The organism is Paralysiella testudinis, from assembly GCF_016894345.1.
Taxonomy (GTDB): Bacteria; Pseudomonadota; Gammaproteobacteria; order Burkholderiales; family Neisseriaceae; genus Paralysiella; species Paralysiella testudinis.
The window spans coordinates 450,372-469,223 of record NZ_CP069798.1 but is presented as its reverse complement, the minus strand read 5'-3'; the positions used below and the strand labels follow the sequence as shown (position 1 = coordinate 469,223).

The window sequence follows — 18,852 nt, the reverse complement described above, 5'->3', positions numbered from 1 at the left end:
CCACTGTAGGTAAAGTGGTAACAAATGGTGCTACTAACACAATTACGGGTTTGGCTGCGCCGACAGGTGGCAGTGATGCGACCAACAAGACTTATGTTGATAACCAAGTAACGGGAGCGGTAGGCAATGTTGCATTGAATACTGCTGGTGATACAGGTACAGGCAGCGTTAACCTGAAAACCGAATCTTTGGCGGTTAAAGGTACTGCGAATCAAATTGAGAGCGTAGCGGCTGCGCAGGGCATCACGCTGAAGTTGAGTGATAAGGTTACCGCCTCTTTGGGTAAAGCGGACAATGCAGTTCAGTATGACAGCACTACTAAAGATAAAGTGACCTTGGGTACTACCGGCACTCCGGTGCAGCTGACCAACGTCAAAGCAGGAGACATCAGCAGTGCGGCCAGCACTGATGCGGTGAATGGTGGTCAACTGTTTGCGACCAATCAAAACGTGGCTACCAACACCACCAACATCACCAAGAACACCGGTGATATTACCGCCATCAACAGCCAATTGGATGCCGGTGCGTTTACCGTTAGTGCCAATATTAGTGCCAATAATGGCACTAAGGATCGCATTGCCAAAGACGAGAACATCAACTTTGCCAACGGCACCAATACCACAGCTACTTATGATGCGGGCACCAACACGTTTAAATACAGCGTAGTTGATGCGCCTACATTTGCCGGTACGGTAGCCGCCCCGACCTTTGTGGCAGGGAAGACCACCATAAGTGACGGCAAAGTCACTGGATTGGCTGCGCCGACAGGTGGCAGTGATGCGACCAACAAGACTTATGTTGATAACCAAGTAACGGGAGCGGTAGGCAATGTTGCATTGAATACTGCTGGTGATACAGGTACAGGCAGCGTTAACCTGAAAACCGAATCTTTGGCGGTTAAAGGTACTGCGGATCAAATTGAGAGCGTAGCGGCTGCGCAGGGCATCACGCTGAAATTGAGTGATAAGGTTACCGCCTCTTTGGGTAAAGCGGACAATGCAGTTCAGTATGACACTCCTACTAAAAATAAAGTCACGTTGGGTACCGCCGGCACTCCGGTGCAGCTGACCAACGTCAAAGCAGGAGACATCAGCAGTGCGGCCAGCACTGATGCGGTGAATGGTGGTCAACTGTTTGCGACCAATCAAAACGTGGCTACCAACACCACCAACATCACCAAGAACACCGGTGATATTACCGCCATCAACAGCCAATTGGATGCCGGTGCGTTTACGGTTACTGCCAATAATGGCACTAAGGATCGCATTGCCAAAGACGAGAACATCAACTTTGCCAACGGCACCAATACCACAGCTACTTATGATGCGGGCACCAACACGTTTAAATACAGCGTAGTTGATGCGCCTACATTTGCCGGTACGGTAGCCGCCCCGACCTTTGTGGCAGGGAAGACCACCATAAGTGACGGCAAAGTCACTGGATTGGCTGCGCCGACAGGTGGCAGTGATGCGACCAACAAGACTTATGTTGATAACCAAGTAACGGGAGCGGTAGGCAATGTTGCATTGAATACTGCTGGTGATACAGGTACAGGCAGCGTTAACCTGAAAACCGAATCTTTGGCGGTTAAAGGTACTGCGGATCAAATTGAGAGCGTAGCGGCTGCGCAGGGCATCACGCTGAAATTGAGTGATAAGGTTACCGCCTCTTTGGGTAAAGCGGACAATGCAGTTCAGTATGACACTCCTACTAAAAATAAAGTCACGTTGGGTACCGCCGGCACTCCGGTGCAGCTGACCAACGTCAAAGCAGGAGACATCAGCAGTGCGGCCAGCACTGATGCGGTGAATGGTGGTCAACTGTTTGCGACCAATCAAAACGTGGCTACCAACACCACCAACATCACCAAGAACACCGGTGATATTACCGCCATCAACAGCCAATTGGATGCCGGTGCGTTTACGGTTACTGCCAATAATGGCACTAAGGATCGCATTGCCAAAGACGAGAACATCAACTTTGCCAACGGCACCAATACCACAGCTACTTATGATGCGGGCACCAACACGTTTAAATACAGCGTAGTTGATGCGCCTACATTTGCCGGTACGGTAGCCGCCCCGACCTTTGTGGCAGGGAAGACCACCATAAGTGACGGCAAAGTCACAGGATTGGCTGCGCCGACAGGTGGCAGTGATGCGACCAACAAGACTTATGTTGATAACCAAGTAACGGGAGCGGTAGGCAATGTTGCATTGAATACTGCTGGTGATACAGGTACAGGCAGCGTTAACCTGAAAACCGAATCTTTGGCGGTTAAAGGTACTGCGAATCAAATTGAGAGCGTAGCGGCTGCGCAGGGCATCACGCTGAAGTTGAGTGATAAGGTTACCGCCTCTTTGGGTAAAGCGGACAATGCAGTTCAGTATGACAGCACTACTAAAGATAAAGTGACCTTGGGTACCGCCGGTACTCCGGTACAGCTGACCAACGTCAAAGCAGGAGACATCAGCAGTGCGACCAGCACTGATGCGGTGAATGGTGGTCAACTGTTTGCGACCAATCAAAACGTGGCTACCAACACCACCAACATCACCAAGAACACCGGTGATATTACCGCCATCAACAGCCAATTGGATGCCGGTGCGTTTACCGTTAGTGCCAATATTAGTGCCAATAATGGCACTAAGGATCGCATTGCCAAAGACGAGAACATCAACTTTGCCAACGGCACCAATACCACAGCTACTTATGATGCGGGCACCAACACGTTTAAATACAGCGTAGTTGATGCGCCTACATTTGCCGGTACGGTAGCCGCCCCGACCTTTGTGGCAGGGAAGACCACCATAAGTGACGGCAAAGTCACTGGATTGGCTGCGCCGACAGGTGGCAGTGATGCGACCAACAAGACTTATGTTGATAACCAAGTAACGGGAGCGGTAGGCAATGTTGCATTGAATACTGCTGGTGATACAGGTACAGGCAGCGTTAACCTGAAAACCGAATCTTTGGCGGTTAAAGGTACTGCGAATCAAATTGAGAGCGTAGCGGCTGCGCAGGGCATCACGCTGAAGTTGAGTGATAAGGTTACCGCCTCTTTGGGTAAAGCGGACAATGCAGTTCAGTATGACAGCACTACTAAAGATAAAGTGACCTTGGGTACTACCGGCACTCCGGTGCAGCTGACCAACGTCAAAGCAGGAGACATCAGCAGTGCGGCCAGCACTGATGCGGTGAATGGTGGTCAACTGTTTGCGACCAATCAAAACGTGGCTACCAACACCACCAACATCACCAAGAACACCGGTGATATTACCGCCATCAACAGCCAATTGGATGCCGGTGCGTTTACCGTTAGTGCCAATATTAGTGCCAATAATGGCACTACGGATCGCATTGCCAAAGACGAGAACATCAACTTTGCCAACGGCACCAATACCACAGCTACTTATGATGCGGGCACCAACACGTTTAAATACAGCGTAGTTGATGCGCCTACATTTGCCGGTACGGTAGCCGCCCCGACCTTTGTGGCAGGGAAGACCACCATAAGTGACGGCAAAGTCACTGGATTGGCTGCGCCGACAGGTGGCAGTGATGCGACCAACAAGACTTATGTTGATAACCAAGTAACGGGAGCGGTAGGCAATGTTGCATTGAATACTGCTGGTGATACAGGTACAGGCAGCGTTAACCTGAAAACCGAATCTTTGGCGGTTAAAGGTACTGCGGATCAAATTGAGAGCGTAGCGGCTGCGCAGGGCATCACGCTGAAATTGAGTGATAAGGTTACCGCCTCTTTGGGTAAAGCGGACAATGCAGTTCAGTATGACACTCCTACTAAAAATAAAGTCACGTTGGGTACCGCCGGCACTCCGGTGCAGCTGACCAACGTCAAAGCAGGAGACATCAGCAGTGCGGCCAGCACTGATGCGGTGAATGGTGGTCAACTGTTTGCGACCAATCAAAACGTGGCTACCAACACCACCAACATCACCAAGAACACCGGTGATATTACCGCCATCAACAGCCAATTGGATGCCGGTGCGTTTACGGTTACTGCCAATAATGGCACTAAGGATCGCATTGCCAAAGACGAGAACATCAACTTTGCCAACGGCACCAATACCACAGCTACTTATGATGCGGGCACCAACACGTTTAAATACAGCGTAGTTGATGCGCCTACATTTGCCGGTACGGTAGCCGCCCCGACCTTTGTGGCAGGAAGACCACCATAAGTGACGGCAAAGTCACTGGATTGGCTGCGCCGACAGGTGGCAGTGATGCGACCAACAAGACTTATGTTGATAACCAAGTAACGGGAGCGGTAGGCAATGTTGCATTGAATACTGCTGGTGATACAGGTACAGGCAGCGTTAACCTGAAAACCGAATCTTTGGCGGTTAAAGGTACTGCGAATCAAATTGAGAGCGTAGCGGCTGCGCAGGGCATCACGCTGAAGTTGAGTGATAAGGTTACCGCCTCTTTGGGTAAAGCGGACAATGCAGTTCAGTATGACGCTACAGGTAAAGACAGCGTGACCTTTGCCAGCGCCACTGCACCGACTGCGGTTACTAAAAATGCGGACGGCACATTTACCGCAATGAGCGGCGGCACCAGCCTGAATAACGTAGCCAGCGCAGGTACCATCAGCGACCCGGCCAACGCATATAAGGCAGTGAATGCGGGTGATTTGAACAACCAGATTGCGGGCATTACCAACAGCGGCCTGAAATTCGGCGCCAACGCCGGAGATGTTTACACCGCCAAATTGGGCAGCACCGTTAACGTAAAAGGCGCGGATGCCAACAAAGATTTCACTAAGTTTGATGGCGGTAACAACATCATGACTCAAGTGGACAACACCGGTTTAATCCGCGTAGCGTTGGCCAAAGAGTTGGCGGTAGACAAAGTCACCTTAGGTAAAGATGCGGCAGGCAACACCACCGTATTGAGTCCGAGCGGCACCGTAGTGAGCAACGCCGACGGGCGCAGCAGCACCTATGGCTTGGATGGTTTAACCGTTAAAGGTACAGACGGCAAAACGCTGAGCAGCGTAGGCAAGGATGGCGTGAGCACCACCGGCACAGTGAAAGTGGTTGATGCGGCAGATCCGACCAAAACGATTGCCCAGTTGGACAACACCGCATTGGCTGTAAAAGGTGCGGATGGTAAAAACACCACCAGCGTAAACGAAGCGATTAACGCATTGAATACCGCCCAAGCGACTGCGAATGACTTTGCCGTTCAATACGACAAAACCGCAGACGGCAAGCCGAACAAAGACAGCGTGACCTTTGCCAGCGCCACTGCACCGACTGCGGTTACTAAAAATGCGGACGGCACATTTACCGCAATGAGCGGCGGCACCAGCCTGAATAACGTAGCCAGCGCAGGTACCATCAGCGACCCGGCCAACGCATATAAGGCAGTGAATGCGGGTGATTTGAACAACCAGATTGCGGGCATTACCAACAGCGGCCTGAAATTCGGCGCCAACGCCGGAGATGTTTACACCGCCAAATTGGGCAGCACCGTTAACGTAAAAGGCGCGGATGCCAACAAAGATTTCACTAAGTTTGATGGCGGTAACAACATCATGACTCAAGTGGACAACACCGGTTTAATCCGCGTAGCGTTGGCCAAAGAGTTGGCGGTAGACAAAGTCACCTTAGGTAAAGATGCGGCAGGCAACACCACCGTATTGAGTCCGAGCGGCACCGTAGTGAGCAACGCCGACGGGCGCAGCAGCACCTATGGCTTGGATGGTTTAACCGTTAAAGGTACAGACGGCAAAACGCTGAGCAGCGTAGGCAAGGATGGCGTGAGCACCACCGGCACAGTGAAAGTGGTTGATGCGGCAGATCAGACCAAAACGATTGCCCAGTTGGACAACACCGCATTGGCTGTAAAAGGTGCGGATGGTAAAAACACCACCAGCGTAAACGAAGCGATTAACGCATTGAATACCGCCCAAGCGACTGCGAATGACTTTGCCGTTCAATACGACAAAACCGCAGACGGCAAGCCGAACAAAGACAGCGTGACCTTTGCCAGCGCCACTGCACCGACTGCGGTTACTAAAAATGCGGACGGCACATTTACCGCAATGAGCGGCGGCACCAGCCTGAATAACGTAGCCAGCGCAGGTACCATCAGCGACCCGGCCAACGCATATAAGGCAGTGAATGCGGGTGATTTGAACAACCAGATTGCGGGCATTACCAACAGCGGCCTGAAATTCGGCGCCAACGCCGGAGATGTTTACACCGCCAAATTGGGCAGCACCGTTAACGTAAAAGGCGCGGATGCCAACAAAGATTTCACTAAGTTTGATGGCGGTAACAACATCATGACTCAAGTGGACAACACCGGTTTAATCCGCGTAGCGTTGGCCAAAGAGTTGGCGGTAGACAAAGTCACCTTAGGTAAAGATGCGGCAGGCAACACCACCGTATTGAGTCCGAGCGGCACCGTAGTGAGCAACGCCGACGGGCGCAGCAGCACCTATGGCTTGGATGGTTTAACCGTTAAAGGTACAGACGGCAAAACGCTGAGCAGCGTAGGCAAGGATGGCGTGAGCACCACCGGTACAGTGAAAGTGGTTGACGGCGAGGGTAAGACCGTGGCTCAGTTGGATGGTAGCAAAATGACTGTGGGCGGTAACGCTACCATCAGTATCAACGATGCCATCAACAAGTTGGACAGTGCGGTAACTGCCGCAGGTAAGCCGACTACGGTGGTGGCAGGTTTGAATATGGTGGTTGAGGAAGGCAAAAATGCATCCGGGGGTGCGCAATACACGGTGAAAACCAGCGATAAGCTGAATGTCACCAGTATTACCGCTGGTAATACCACGGTTGATGGCGGCGGCTTAACCATTAAAGATGGCCCCAGCGTGACTACTAAGGGCATTGATGCGGGCGGCAAAGCCATTAGCAATGTTGCCGATGCGGTTAAGGCCGGTGATGCGGTGAACAAAGGCCAAATGGATGCCGCCATTAAAGGTGTTAATAGTAGTGTGACCAACATTACCAACAATGTGAGCAATATCAACACCACTATTGGCGGTGATACCTATATTGGTAAAGACGGGGCGCTCACCGATGCAGGAAAGCAGGCACTCCAAACTTATGATGTAAAAGGTCAAACCACTACCAATAATACCAATGTAATTGCAGCCGTCAAAAATATGAATGAAGGTGGTATCAAATTCTTCCATACCAATGATGGTACGAATATGGGGGCAGCTGATGGCCAGAATAAAGTTGATTCCAGCGCCCAAGTAAGTTACAGCACGGCGATCGGTATCGGCTCTGTTGCCGGTGGTGTGAATAGTGTGGCCATGGGTAATGCCAGCATTAAAAATGGTGTTGCTGTGGACGCCGAGCGCACTAAAGCCACAGGTGATGCAGCCATTGCGATTGGTAAAGGTGCCCGCGCGGTGGGTGACAACAGCATTTCTATCGGTACCGGCAATGTGGTGTCTGGTAAAAATGCGGGTGCGATTGGTGATCCGAGTTATATCGCAGGTGATAGCAGCTATGCCATCGGTAATGACAACAAGATTGGCGCCAGCTCTAAGAATGTGTTTATCTTGGGAAATAATGTCAATATTGGCGCGAATGGAGTGCAAACGGGTGTAGATGCCAATGGCAACCCGGTATACGCGGCTACCGCAGATGTTTCCGGTGCTGTGGCCTTGGGTGATGGCACCAGTGTAACCACTAAAGACAGTGTGGCATTGGGTTCAGGCGCTGCGGCAGGCGTGGTACATACCACTGCTGCCGGTGGCAACTACACCTATAAAGGCGGTAACGATGCCAATGTGGCGGGCACCAAGGATGCTGTGGGTGTGGTGAGTGTGGGTAAAGAGGGTCAAACCCGTCAAATCCAAAATGTCGCCGCCGGAGTGGTGTCTGCCACCAGCACCGATGCCATCAATGGCAGCCAGTTGTACTACACCAATAAGGCGGTGGAAGCGGTGGCCAGTGGGCAGGCAGGCATTGTGCAGTATTCTGATGCCAATAACCCGACCCAAGGCGGCGGTGCGCCCAGCAACGACGTTACCTTGGTGGGTGCCGACAACAAGGCACCGGTGGTGATCCACAATGTGGGTGCGGGCACGGCTGCTACTGATGCAGCTAATCTAGGCCAAGTACAGGCTATGGGCAATGAGCTGGCCGGCCGCATCGACAAGGTGGAGCGTAATGCCAGCGCGGGTGTGGCGCAAGCCATTGCCACAGCTGGTTTGCCGCAGGCTTATTTGCCGGGCAAGAGCATGATGGCGATTGGTGGCGGCTACTACCAAGGTGAAGCCGGCTATGCGGTGGGCTTCTCCACCATTTCCGACAGCGGTAACTGGGTGATTAAAGCCACCGGCAGCGGCAACTCACGCGGTAATTTTGGTGCTTCTGTGGGTGCAGGTTATCAATGGTAATGGCTTGAAACAGGCTGCCTGAAACCTTCAGGCAGCCTGTTTATCCACATATTTAAGGGAATAAACATGAAAACAATGCATATTGTGCGCAAATTTGCCGTATTGGCCGCATCTGCGGCGGTATTGGCCGGTTGCGCCGCCACCACCTTTGTGAAACCCGATGGCACCACCGATGAGCCGGTGTGGCCGCAATGGGACAAAGTTACCTTTGACAACGGCCGTGGCACTTTCCCCAATCCGGAAAGTCTGCGCCAAGTGAAAGCGGGCATGACCAAAGACCAGCTGTATTACTTGCTAGGTCGCCCGCATTACGGCGAAGCCTGGCGCCCAGTGGAGTGGAATTATCTGTTTTATTTCCACACCCCCGGCCAAGGCACGGATAACATCACCACGTGCCAATATAAAGTGCTATTCGATAAAAACATGATCGCACGTAATTTTTATTGGAATGCCGTTGATCCGCAAGGGGCTGCTTGTCCGGTACAGGGCAAAGTAGCCGCCAGCGGCCAGCATTACACTTTGGGTGCCGATGCCTTGTTTGCCTTTAATCGCAGCGGTGCGAATGACTTGCAAGCACAAGGCCGTCGCGAGCTGGATGAATTGGCCGTTAAGCTGAAAACTTTTGAGCGTCTGAACAGCATCACGGTTACCGGCCACACCGATTACTTGGGCTCGGATGCATATAACCAAAATTTGTCGCAGCAACGTGCCGAAACTGTGCGCCAATATCTGATTGGCCAAGGTTTGCCCGCCGCCAAAATCCGCGCCATTGGTGCGGGTGAGCGCCAGCCGGTAAAACAATGCGCCGACAAGGGCAGCCGTGCCGATTTGATTGCCTGTTTGCAGCCCAACCGCCGGGTAGAAATCCAAGTAGAAGGCTATGGCCGCCATTAGGGTTTGTTCACATTTTAGCCGTGCAGCAGATTTTGAGCAGAAAAGTCTGCGTTCAAGGCGAAAAGCACAGCAAGGTTGAACACCTTGCGCGCATTTTCAACGCAGAAAGCGGGCTTTTAAGCCAAAATATGGCCACGCGATGAAATGTGAACAGACCCTAAGGCTGCCTGAAAAGTATTTATTTGGTAAATTAAATCCGCTGCGGCCGGATTGCCATCAAACCCCTAAATAACACGCAAGTGTGGATTTGGGGGTTTGTTTATGCGCGGATGCCATCAGATTTCGTCTTGTTGATTTGATTGTTTGCCAGCATTGTGTATTTAGCGCAAAGCAGTTTGAACCTTGGCCGATTTGGGCTACACTGCCGTTGTTAAAATGAAAGCGAATTATGATTGGTTTGTTAATTATTACCCATGAAACTTTGGGTGAAGCCTATACGCAATTGGCCGGACACTTTTTTGGTGAAGTACCACCTAATGTGCGTATTTTGGGCGTGCGCGGCGATGATTCGCCGCAAACATTGGTGGAAGGTGCCCAAGTATTGTTGGCACAGCTGGATTGCAGCGGCGGCACGCTCATGCTGACTGATATCTTCGGTGCCACACCTTGCAACACCGCACAAAAGCTGATTCATGACGACAATACGCTGATGGTTACCGGCCTGAACGCGCCGATGATGGTAAAAGCCATCCAATACGCAAGCAAAAGCAACAATGTGCATGAGTTGGCAACAACCGTGCAGCAGGCCGCCATAAACGGCATTATGATTATTGACTACAACGATGTGAGCCATTGCGATGCTGAAACAAGAAGTTGAAATCATCAATAAACTGGGGCTGCATGCCCGCGCTTCGAGTAAATTCACCCAAACCGCCGGGCGGTTTCAGTGTGAAGTGTGGGTAACGCGCAAAGGGCGGCGGGTAAACGGCAAAAGCATTATGGGCTTAATGATGCTGGCCGCGGCACAAGGCACTTTGATTGAGCTGGAAACCGACGGCACGGATGAGCAGGCGGCCATGCAAACCTTGTTGGATTTGATTAACGATTATTTCGGCGAGGGTGAATAAGCATGGGCATTGTGCTGCACGGCGTGCCGGTGGGCGGCGGCATTGCCATTGGCCGCGCCCATCTGGTGGTGCGCGGCATGGACGAAGTGCCGCACAACGAATTGACAGCAGATGAGCTGCCTGAAGAAGTGGCGCGCTATGAGCAAGCCATCAAAGCCACCCGCCGCCAGCTGGAGCAATTGCGCAATGCCATCCCCGAAAACGCCCCCACCGAGCTGGGTGCGTTTATTTCATTGCATTTAATGCTGCTCAGCGATGTGGCCTTGTCGCGCGAGCCGGTGGATTTGATTGAGGCGCAAAGCATCAATGCCGAATGGGCGCTCAAACAGCAGGCCGATAAATTGGCCGAACAATTCGACGCCATCGACGACGATTACTTGCGCGAACGCAAGCAAGACATGTGGCAAGTGGTGGAGCGTGTTTATAAAAACCTGCGTGGTCTGGATACCGAGCTGGCCGTAAACGAAGACTTGGAAGACGATGCCATTCTGATTGCGCATGATTTGGCGCCGGCCGATACCGTGTATTTCAAAGACGGCCGCATCGCCGCCTTTGTGACCGATGTGGGCGGCCCCACCAGCCACACCGCCATTTTGGGGCGCAGCCTTGATATGCCTTCGGTGATTGCCTTGGGGCGTGCGCGCGACCTGATTAGCGAAGACGAATGGGTGATTGTAGACGGCAGCAACGGCGTGCTGATTATTGCGCCGGACGAAATCGTGTTGGCCGAATACCGCCGCCGTATGCGCGAATACAAAAGCCACAAACGCCAGCTGGGCAAGCTCAAAAATACCGCCGCCACCACCGAAGACGAGGTAAACATCGAGCTGTTGGGCAATATCGAATCCATTGAAGACATCAAACAACTGCACAAATTCGGTGCCGACGGCGTGGGTTTGTTCCGCAGCGAATTCACCTATTTAAACCGCGATACCCTGCCCACCGAAGACGAGCTGTATGCGGTGTATACCGATATTGTCAAGAAGCTCAAAGGCAAGCCGATGACCATCCGCACCGTGGATTTGGGTGTGGATAAAAATCCGCGCTGGTTTGGCCACAGCCATGCCCTTAATCCTGCCTTGGGCTTAACCGGCATCCGCCTGTGTTTGGCCGAGCCGGTGATGTTTCGCACCCAAATGCGCGCCATCCTTCGCGCCAGCGCCCACGGGCCGATTAAAATGATGTGGCCGATGATTTCCTCGCTGGATGAAGTGCGCCAGTGCCAAACCCATCTGCAAACCGCCAAACAGCAGCTGCACGAACGCGACGAGCCGTTTGACGATGCCATGCCGGTGGGCATTATGGTGGAAATTCCCTCCGCTGCGCTCACCATCAATAGCCTGCTCAAACAAGTGGATTTTATTTCCATCGGCACCAACGACTTAATTCAGTACACCTTGGCGGCCGACCGTGGCGATGAAAGCGTGAGCCATCTATATCAGCCCAACCATCCGGCGGTGCTGAAGCTGCTGCAACACGTGATTCGCGCGGCGATAAAGCAGAACAAACCGGTGTCGGTGTGCGGCGAAATGGCGGGCGACGAGCAATACACCCGCCTGCTGCTGGGCATGGGCTTGCGCCGTTTTTCCATGAACCCGAACAACCTATTAGCGGTAAAAAACCGCATCATCCACAGCGACACCCTGCTGCTGGAAACCGAAGTGCTGCGCCTAGTGCGCAACGACGACCCGGAAAAAGCCCGCGCATTACTGAAAAAACTGAACCAGCCCGCGGCTAATCCTACATAAATTTAGTTTGGCTTAGCACAGCTTAACCGCATTTAAACAAAGCGTTTGTATAATCACCCATACCGACATTGCTTCGAAACAAGCAGTCAGTCAGTAGTGAGTAAGTAACGTTTTCCCGCAACTTGACCGCCGATATTCCCTCCCTTGATATCGGTGGTTTTTTTTGTCTGCGATTTGGGTGTTTTCATGCTCATTTATGGCGTTTCAGGCAGCCTTTAAATCTCTGTTTTTGCTGTTCACAAATGCGGCCACCGCTTTGATTTGAAGCTGCTATAATGCCCGTTTGATTTCATCACCGAGCGATACGGCAACACCATGCAAGAACACTACCAACCCTCGGCCATCGAGCCGGCCGCCCAAGAAAAATGGCACAACGCCCGTTTGTTTAACGTATCTGAAGACGCAAGCAAACCCAAATATTATTGCTTGTCCATGTTTCCCTATCCCAGCGGCAAGCTGCATATGGGGCATGTGCGCAACTACACCATCGGCGATGTGCTTTCCCGCTTCAAGCTTTTAAACGGCTTTAACGTGATGCAGCCCATGGGTTGGGATGCTTTTGGTATGCCTGCCGAAAACGCAGCGATGAAAAACCACGTGGCTCCGGCCAAATGGACGTATGAAAACATCGACTATATGCGCAGCCAGCTCAAAAGCTTGGGCTTTGCCATTGATTGGGAACGCGAAATCGCCACCTGCACACCGGAATATTATCGCTGGGAGCAGTGGCTGTTTACCCGCTTGTTTGAAAAAGGCATTGTCTACCGCAAAAACGGCACCGTAAACTGGGATCCGGTGGATCAAACCGTGCTCGCCAATGAGCAGGTAATCGATGGGCGCGGCTGGCGCTCGGGCGCGCTGATTGAAAAGCGCGAAATCCCGATGTATTACTTCAAAATCACCGATTATGCCGAAGAACTGCTGGCCGACCTCGACAAACTCGAACATTGGCCCGAGCAAGTAAAAACCATGCAGCGCAACTGGATCGGCAAATCGCGCGGCATGCAGGTGCGTTTTGCCGTAGCCTCTGAAAGCAAGCAAGGCTTGGCGGGTGATTATGCCGATTATCTGCAAGTCTACACCACCCGCCCCGACACCTTGATGGGCGCCACCTATATGGCCGTGGCCGCCGAGCATCCGCTGGCCGCCGCTGCCGCGCAAGACAACCCCGCGCTGCAAGCCTTTATTGCCGAATGCAAAGCCGGCAGCGTGGCCGAAGCCGATATGGCCACCATGGAGAAAAAAGGCGTGCCCACCGGCCGCTTTGTGGTGAACCCGCTCAATGGCGACAAGCTGGAAGTGTGGATTGCCAACTATGTGTTGTGGGGCTATGGCGACGGCGCGGTGATGGCCGTGCCCGCACACGACGAGCGCGATTTTGAGTTTGCTTCCAAATACAGCCTGCCCATCAAGCAAGTGATTGCCGTGGGCGACAACGCCTTTAATGCCGGGCAATGGCAGGAATGGTATGGCGACAAAGAAAACGGCGTGTTGGTGAACAGCGAAAAATACAATGGCTTAAGCTTTCAGGCAGCCTATGATGCCATGGCCGCCGATTTGCAGGCAGCCAATCAAGGCGCGCCGAAAACCCAATACCGCCTGCGCGATTGGGGCATTTCGCGCCAACGCTATTGGGGCTGCCCGATTCCGATTGTGCATTGCGGCACGTGCGGCGATGTGCCCGTGCCTGCCGAACAATTGCCGGTGGTGTTGCCCGAAGATGTGGTGCCCGACGGCAGCGGCTCGCCCTTGGCCAAAATGCCCGAATTCTACGAAACCAGCTGCCCCAAATGTGGCGGCGCGGCCAAGCGCGAAACCGACACCATGGATACCTTTATGGAATCGAGCTGGTATCCGTTCCGCTATATGTCGCCCGCATTCAATCAAGGCATGGTTGACCCGCAAGCCGCGCAATATTGGGGCGCGGTGGATCAATACATCGGCGGCATCGAGCACGCCATTTTGCACTTGCTTTATGCGCGCTTTTTCACCAAGCTGATGCGTGATGAAGGCTTGGTGAATGTAGACGAGCCGTTTGAGCGCCTGCTCACCCAAGGCATGGTGGTGTGCGACACCTATTACCGCGAAGCGGCCAACGGCAGCAAAGATTGGATTAACCCCGCCGATGTGGATTTAACCTTCGACGACAAAGGCCGCCCTGTTTCCGCTGTGTTGAAAGCCGACGGCCTGCCGGTAGTAATCGGCGGCACCGAAAAAATGTCGAAATCGAAAAACAACGGCGTCGACCCGCAAGCGCTGATTGAAGCCTACGGCGCCGACACCGCGCGCCTGTTTATGATGTTTGCTTCACCGCCCGAGCAATCGCTGGAATGGAGCGACAGCGGCGTGGAAGGCGCGTTCCGCTTCTTGCGCCGCCTGTGGCGCACCGTGTACGACTACCGCAGCAGCGGCGACATCGTGGCCGCCTTTTCAGGCAGCCAAGAAGGCTTGAGCAAAGCACTAAAAGAATTGCGCTTCAAGCTGCACAGCACCATCGCCAAAGTGGGCGACGACTACGGCCGCCGCCTGCAATTCAACACCGCCATCGCCGCCGTGATGGAGCTGCTCAACCAATACGACACCTGCGTGCGCAACGGCGATTGCAGCAGCGCCGAAGGCCGCGCCGTGGCGCAAGAAGTGCTCGAAGCCGCCGTGCGCCTGTTGTGGCCGATAGTGCCGCACATCAGCGAAGCCCTGTGGCAAGAGTTGCGCCCCGGCACCGCGCTGTGGGATGCCGCTTGGCCGCAAGTAGACGAAGCCGCGCTGGTGAAATCGGAAATCGAAATCATGGTGCAGGTAAACGGCAAGCTGCGCGGCAAAATCACCGTGGCCGCCGATGCACCCAAAGACGCCATTGAAGCCGCTGCGCTGGCCACCGAAGGCGCAGTGAAATTTATGGAAGGCAAACCGGCCAAGAAAGTGATTGTGGTGCCGGGGCGCTTGGTGAATATTGTGGTGTAAGCCATTGCTGTATTCAAAGGCTGCCTGAAACCGCAATAGAAGGTTTCAGGCAGCCTTTTATTTTGAGCAAGGAGTAAACATGAAAAAATTGATCTTATGGCTGCTGCCATTATCGCTGCTGGCCGTGGCGGCTTGGTGGTGGCTGAACACGCAACGTACACCGGCAGCGCAGCAGGTGATGAGCCGCGAAGCGGTGATTACGCAAATCCAAAGCCTCAACCGCTTGGAAACCACCGCTTTTCAAATCGACAGCATTATCCGCACCCAGCAGCCGGGGCATTGGTATAACCTGTGGCAAGACAGCCAGAAAGGGCTGTTTTTGGTGCATGGCAGCGTGGTGGCGGGGGTGGACTTGGCGCAGTTGCGCCCGGAAAACGTGCACACCGCTGCCGATGGCCGCATCCATATTGAGCTGCCGCCGGTGTCGGTGTTTCAGGTGAATTTGGACAACATCGAAGTATACGACCTCAAAACCGGCACCCTCGGCCTGCACCCCGTGGATACCTCGGTATTTGCCACGGTGCAAACCGAAGCCCGCGCCCAAATTCTGGCCAGCGCCTGCCGTGCGCAAATTTTAACCTTGGCTAATGAGCAGGCGCAAAAACACATCACCGCTTTGTTTGCGCTGGCCAATCAGCCGGTTAATGTGGTGCCGGCGGCGGTGCCGGCGTGTAATGCCAATCCGAAAAAATAATACCAATTCTAAAAAATAAGATAACAAGGCGGCGAGCCGCAGACAGTACACCTAGTACGGCAAGGCGAGCCAACGCAGTTAGGTTATTTTTTAGAATTGGTATAAATTGGGCAATCACGTTTGATTTTCAAAGCTTAAAGGCTGCCTGAAATGCTTTCAGGCAGCCTTGTTTGAATGGTGATGCCGATATGGGCAGTGTACCTTGGTTTGCCAAGCCTTTATGTTTGCAGCAATGCCCACGCCTGTTCGGCGGCGTTTTTGCCTTCGTCGGTGGGGCAGACCCAGATTTCCACGCGGCTGTCGGCGCTGTGGATGGGGCGCAGTTGGCCGTTGGCGGCTTGGTTGGCACCGCTGTCCAGCGCCACACCCAAATAGCTGAGGCCGTGGCAAACGTCGTGGCGCAGTTGGGCGTCGTTTTCGCCGATGCCGGCGGTAAACACCAAGACATCAAGGCCGCCGATGCAGGCGGTGAGTGCGCCCACTTCGCGGCGGGCTTTGTGGGTGTATAAATCCACCGCAAAACGGGCTTGCTGCCGGCCTGCGGCGGCGGCTTGGCGCAGCTCGCGCATATTGGCCGATAGGCCGGACACACCCAATAAGCCGCTTTGTTTGTAGAGCAGTTTTTCAATCGCGGCGTGGTCTTTGCCTTCGGCCAGCCAGTGCAGCACCACACCCGCATCCAAATAGCCGCAGCGGCTGCCCATCATCAAGCCGTCCAGCGCGGTAAAGCCCATGCTCATGGCGCTGCTGCGCCCGTTTACAGTGGCGCAGGCGCTGCTGCCGTTGCCCAAGTGCAGCATCACCATGCGGGCTTGGGCGCGGGGGCTGGCGGCGGCCATTTGTGCGGCCACATATTGGTAGGACAAACCGTGAAAACCATAGCGGCGAATGCCGGCGGCGGTTTCGGCGGCGGGAATGGCAAAGGTGGTTTCCAGCGGGCTTAAGCCAGCGTGAAACGCGGTGTCGAAGCAGGCCACTTGGGGCACATTTTTGAAGGCTGCCTGAAAGCGGGCAATCCCGGCTAGGTTGTGCGGCTGGTGTAAAGGCGCAAGGCGGTTAAGGCTGGCGAGCTTGGCCATCACATCATCGTTTACCAAGACGGCGCGGTCGAAATAATCGCCGCCATGCACCACGCGGTGTACCACGGCGGTTAAGGGGGTGTCGGCAAAATGGTGTTGCAGCCAGTGTTGCAAATGGCGCAAAGCATCTTGGTGTGGGTTGTCGGGGTGCTGGCAGGCCAAGCTTTCTTGTACGCGGGTGGTGCCGATTTGCCAGTGCCATTGCGGCGCACCGCCCGGTTGCAAGTTATCGATTTGGCCGCTGCCAAGTAAAGCGCCGATGCCGTGGCTTTCGGCGGCATAAAGGGCAAATTTGGCTGAAGAAGAGCCGATGTTAACGGAAAGAATGGCCATGGGTGTTCCTGTGTTTGATGCTTTTCAGGCAGCCTTTGAGGCTGCCTGAAAAGCATGGTCATGCGGTTTGGATGCAAATTTTATGCATTTCACTATCGGCGTGACTTGGTTTACTTGACTTGGTTTAATCGTCCAAGCGGTCACGGATTAAATCAGTCAGGCTGTTGCTGGCATTCTGATTCCAGCGCTGCAAAAATGCTTGGTGCAATGCGGGCGGATTCAGTTGTGCGGATGAGGTGTTGTCGATGGTTTCATCGCTGGCATCGGCATAGTGCAGATACAGCACCATTTCTCCGGCGGTACGCTCGGCACCGAACAGGCCATTGTTGTCGCAGGTTTTCAGCGCGGCGATAAGGCACTGCTCGTAATCACGGCACAGTTGGACGTATTGTTCGGGGTCGTCGTCGGTTTCGGTGTCAAGGGCGGTAATGGCATGGTGAACGGCGTTGTCGTCATCCACGCCTTCATAAGCCCATTCGGAGATATACCAAAACCAACCGCTGTCATCATCTTCTTCATCGTCCAGCACCCGTTGCAGCGATTCCAGTGTGTTTCCGGCACAGAAAAAGCCGCACAGGTCTTCTACCAGCCCCAAGCCGAAACCGTAAAAACGCTCGTTGGCCGCTTGGGCGCGCATGTGCAGAAACGACTGGGTGATGTTGGCCACGGCCAAGTCGTGAATATGTTGCCATTGGGTAGGGGTCATCATGGCACCTTAATTAGAATTAGGGCGGATTTTGGCGGTAATGATGCGCCACTAACTGCACCAACAGCATGGAAGCCAAGCGGGTGTCGGTGGCGTCGGAGCGGCTGGTCAGCGCAATGGGCACGCGGGCGCCCACCACGATGCCGGCAGAATCGGCGGCGCCGAAGTATTCAAGCTGCTTGGCCAGCATATTGCCCGCTTCCAAATCCGGCACCACCAAAATATCGGCTTGCCCGGCCACTTTGGATTCGATGCCTTTGATTTTCACCGCTTTTGGGGAAATGGCGTTGTCGAAAGCCAAGGGGCCGTCGAGCAGGGCACCGGTGATTTGTTTGCGGTCGGCCATTTTGCACAAGGCGGCGGCGTCGATAGTGGACTGCATTTCGGGCGACACGGTTTCCACCGCCGCCAAAATCGCCACTTTGGGCTCGGCCACGCCCAGAATATGCGCCACATCAATGGCGTTTTGGGTGATGTCGGCCTTGTCTTGCAGCGAAGGCAGGATGTTGAGCGCGGCATCGGTAATCAGAATCGGCTTGTCGTAGGCGGGCAGGTCGAAATGGAACACGTGGCTCATGCGCCGCTTGGTGCGCAAGCTGCGTTCGCGCAGCACGGCGTGCATCAGCTCATCGGTGTGCAGGCTGCCTTTCATTAAGGCTTCTACTTCGCCGTGGGCGGCCATAAGCGCGGCCCGCTCGGCGGCGGCATGGCTGAAAGGCTCGTCAATCAGCTCAAAGCCGCTGATGTCAAAGCCATGCTCGGCGGCCACGGCTTCAATTTTGGCTTTGGGGCCGATTAACACCGGAATCACCAGTTGATGCTGGGCGGCGGCGATGATGCCTTCTAGCGAGGCATGGTCGCACGGATGCACCATGGCGCAGCGCACCGGTGCCAGGTTTTCAGCGCGGCGAAACAGCGCGGGCAAGCTATTGGGGGCGGTGGGGCTGGGGCTCATGGTGCTGT

11 protein-coding genes are annotated in these 18,852 nt (G+C 54.0%); 8 read left to right on the top strand and 3 right to left on the bottom strand.

Features of this window, described 5'->3' with window-relative positions; genetic code table 11:
* Window positions 1–50 precede the first annotated feature (50 nt).
* The 8 genes from JQU52_RS02495 to JQU52_RS02460 all read left to right on the top strand — a co-directional run bounded on the left by JQU52_RS02495 (window position 51) and on the right by JQU52_RS02460 (window position 15,771).
* Window positions 51–4,205: a beta strand repeat-containing protein gene (locus JQU52_RS02495; RefSeq protein ID WP_230339593.1), complete on the top strand. Its 4,155-nt coding sequence runs from the start codon at window positions 51–53 to the stop codon at window positions 4,203–4,205.
* Between the two features lie 20 nt (window positions 4,206–4,225).
* Window positions 4,226–8,407: a YadA-like family protein gene (locus JQU52_RS02490; protein ID WP_230339592.1), complete on the top strand. Its 4,182-nt coding sequence runs from the start codon at window positions 4,226–4,228 to the stop codon at window positions 8,405–8,407.
* Between the two features lie 66 nt (window positions 8,408–8,473).
* A complete protein-coding gene (locus tag JQU52_RS02485; RefSeq protein ID WP_230339591.1) occupies window positions 8,474–9,301 on the top strand; it encodes an OmpA family protein in 828 nt (275 codons plus the stop codon).
* 388 nt (window positions 9,302–9,689) lie between these two features.
* On the top strand, window positions 9,690–10,118 hold the full coding sequence (locus JQU52_RS02480; RefSeq protein ID WP_230339590.1) for a PTS sugar transporter subunit IIA: 429 nt from the start codon (window positions 9,690–9,692) through the stop codon (window positions 10,116–10,118).
* Window positions 10,099–10,368, top strand: a complete 270-nt coding sequence (locus JQU52_RS02475) for an HPr family phosphocarrier protein (protein ID WP_230339589.1) — start codon at window positions 10,099–10,101, stop codon at window positions 10,366–10,368. Before JQU52_RS02480 ends, JQU52_RS02475 begins: the two co-directional genes overlap by 20 nt.
* Window positions 10,369–10,370: 2 nt before the next feature.
* Complete coding sequence (ptsP, locus tag JQU52_RS02470) at window positions 10,371–12,116, top strand: phosphoenolpyruvate--protein phosphotransferase (RefSeq protein WP_230339588.1); 1,746 nt, start codon at window positions 10,371–10,373, stop codon at window positions 12,114–12,116.
* Between the two features lie 315 nt (window positions 12,117–12,431).
* Window positions 12,432–15,077 carry a leucine--tRNA ligase gene (leuS, locus tag JQU52_RS02465; RefSeq protein WP_230339587.1) on the top strand — a complete coding sequence of 882 codons (2,646 nt, stop codon included), beginning with the start codon at window positions 12,432–12,434 and terminating at the stop codon, window positions 15,075–15,077.
* A 79-nt stretch (window positions 15,078–15,156) separates the two neighbouring features.
* Window positions 15,157–15,771 (top strand): DUF4230 domain-containing protein, encoded by a 615-nt coding sequence (locus tag JQU52_RS02460; RefSeq protein ID WP_230339586.1) that lies wholly within the window; start codon window positions 15,157–15,159, stop codon window positions 15,769–15,771.
* A gap of 218 nt (window positions 15,772–15,989) precedes the next feature.
* Here the strand turns inward: JQU52_RS02460 and JQU52_RS02455 are convergent, their stop codons facing one another.
* From JQU52_RS02455 to JQU52_RS02445, 3 genes are all read right to left on the bottom strand, one after another.
* Entirely contained in the window at window positions 15,990–17,183 is a 1,194-nt protein-coding gene (locus JQU52_RS02455) for an acetate/propionate family kinase (protein WP_230339585.1), read from the bottom strand.
* Between the two features lie 124 nt (window positions 17,184–17,307).
* The gene (locus tag JQU52_RS02450) at window positions 17,308–17,892 is read right to left on the bottom strand and encodes a DUF4303 domain-containing protein (protein WP_230339584.1); all 585 of its coding nucleotides are present in this window, start codon (window positions 17,890–17,892) and stop codon (window positions 17,308–17,310) included.
* A gap of 16 nt (window positions 17,893–17,908) precedes the next feature.
* Window positions 17,909–18,844, bottom strand: a complete 936-nt coding sequence (locus JQU52_RS02445; protein WP_230339583.1) for a bifunctional enoyl-CoA hydratase/phosphate acetyltransferase — start codon at window positions 18,842–18,844, stop codon at window positions 17,909–17,911.
* Window positions 18,845–18,852 lie beyond the last annotated feature (8 nt).

Bases quoted from the DNA above. Each gene is read 5' to 3' on its own strand.
- JQU52_RS02475 (WP_230339589.1), top strand. From the start codon at position 10,099: ATGCTGAAACAAGAAGTTGAAATCATCAATAAACTGGGGCTGCATGCC.
- JQU52_RS02450 (WP_230339584.1), bottom strand. From the start codon at position 17,892: ATGATGACCCCTACCCAATGGCAACATATTCACGACTTGGCCGTGGCC.
- ptsP (WP_230339588.1), top strand. From the start codon at position 10,371: ATGGGCATTGTGCTGCACGGCGTGCCGGTGGGCGGCGGCATTGCCATT.
- leuS (WP_230339587.1), top strand. From the start codon at position 12,432: ATGCAAGAACACTACCAACCCTCGGCCATCGAGCCGGCCGCCCAAGAA.
- JQU52_RS02460 (WP_230339586.1), top strand. From the start codon at position 15,157: ATGAAAAAATTGATCTTATGGCTGCTGCCATTATCGCTGCTGGCCGTG.
- JQU52_RS02445 (WP_230339583.1), bottom strand. From the start codon at position 18,844: ATGAGCCCCAGCCCCACCGCCCCCAATAGCTTGCCCGCGCTGTTTCGC.
- JQU52_RS02455 (WP_230339585.1), bottom strand. From the start codon at position 17,183: ATGGCCATTCTTTCCGTTAACATCGGCTCTTCTTCAGCCAAATTTGCC.
- JQU52_RS02480 (WP_230339590.1), top strand. From the start codon at position 9,690: ATGATTGGTTTGTTAATTATTACCCATGAAACTTTGGGTGAAGCCTAT.
- JQU52_RS02485 (WP_230339591.1), top strand. From the start codon at position 8,474: ATGAAAACAATGCATATTGTGCGCAAATTTGCCGTATTGGCCGCATCT.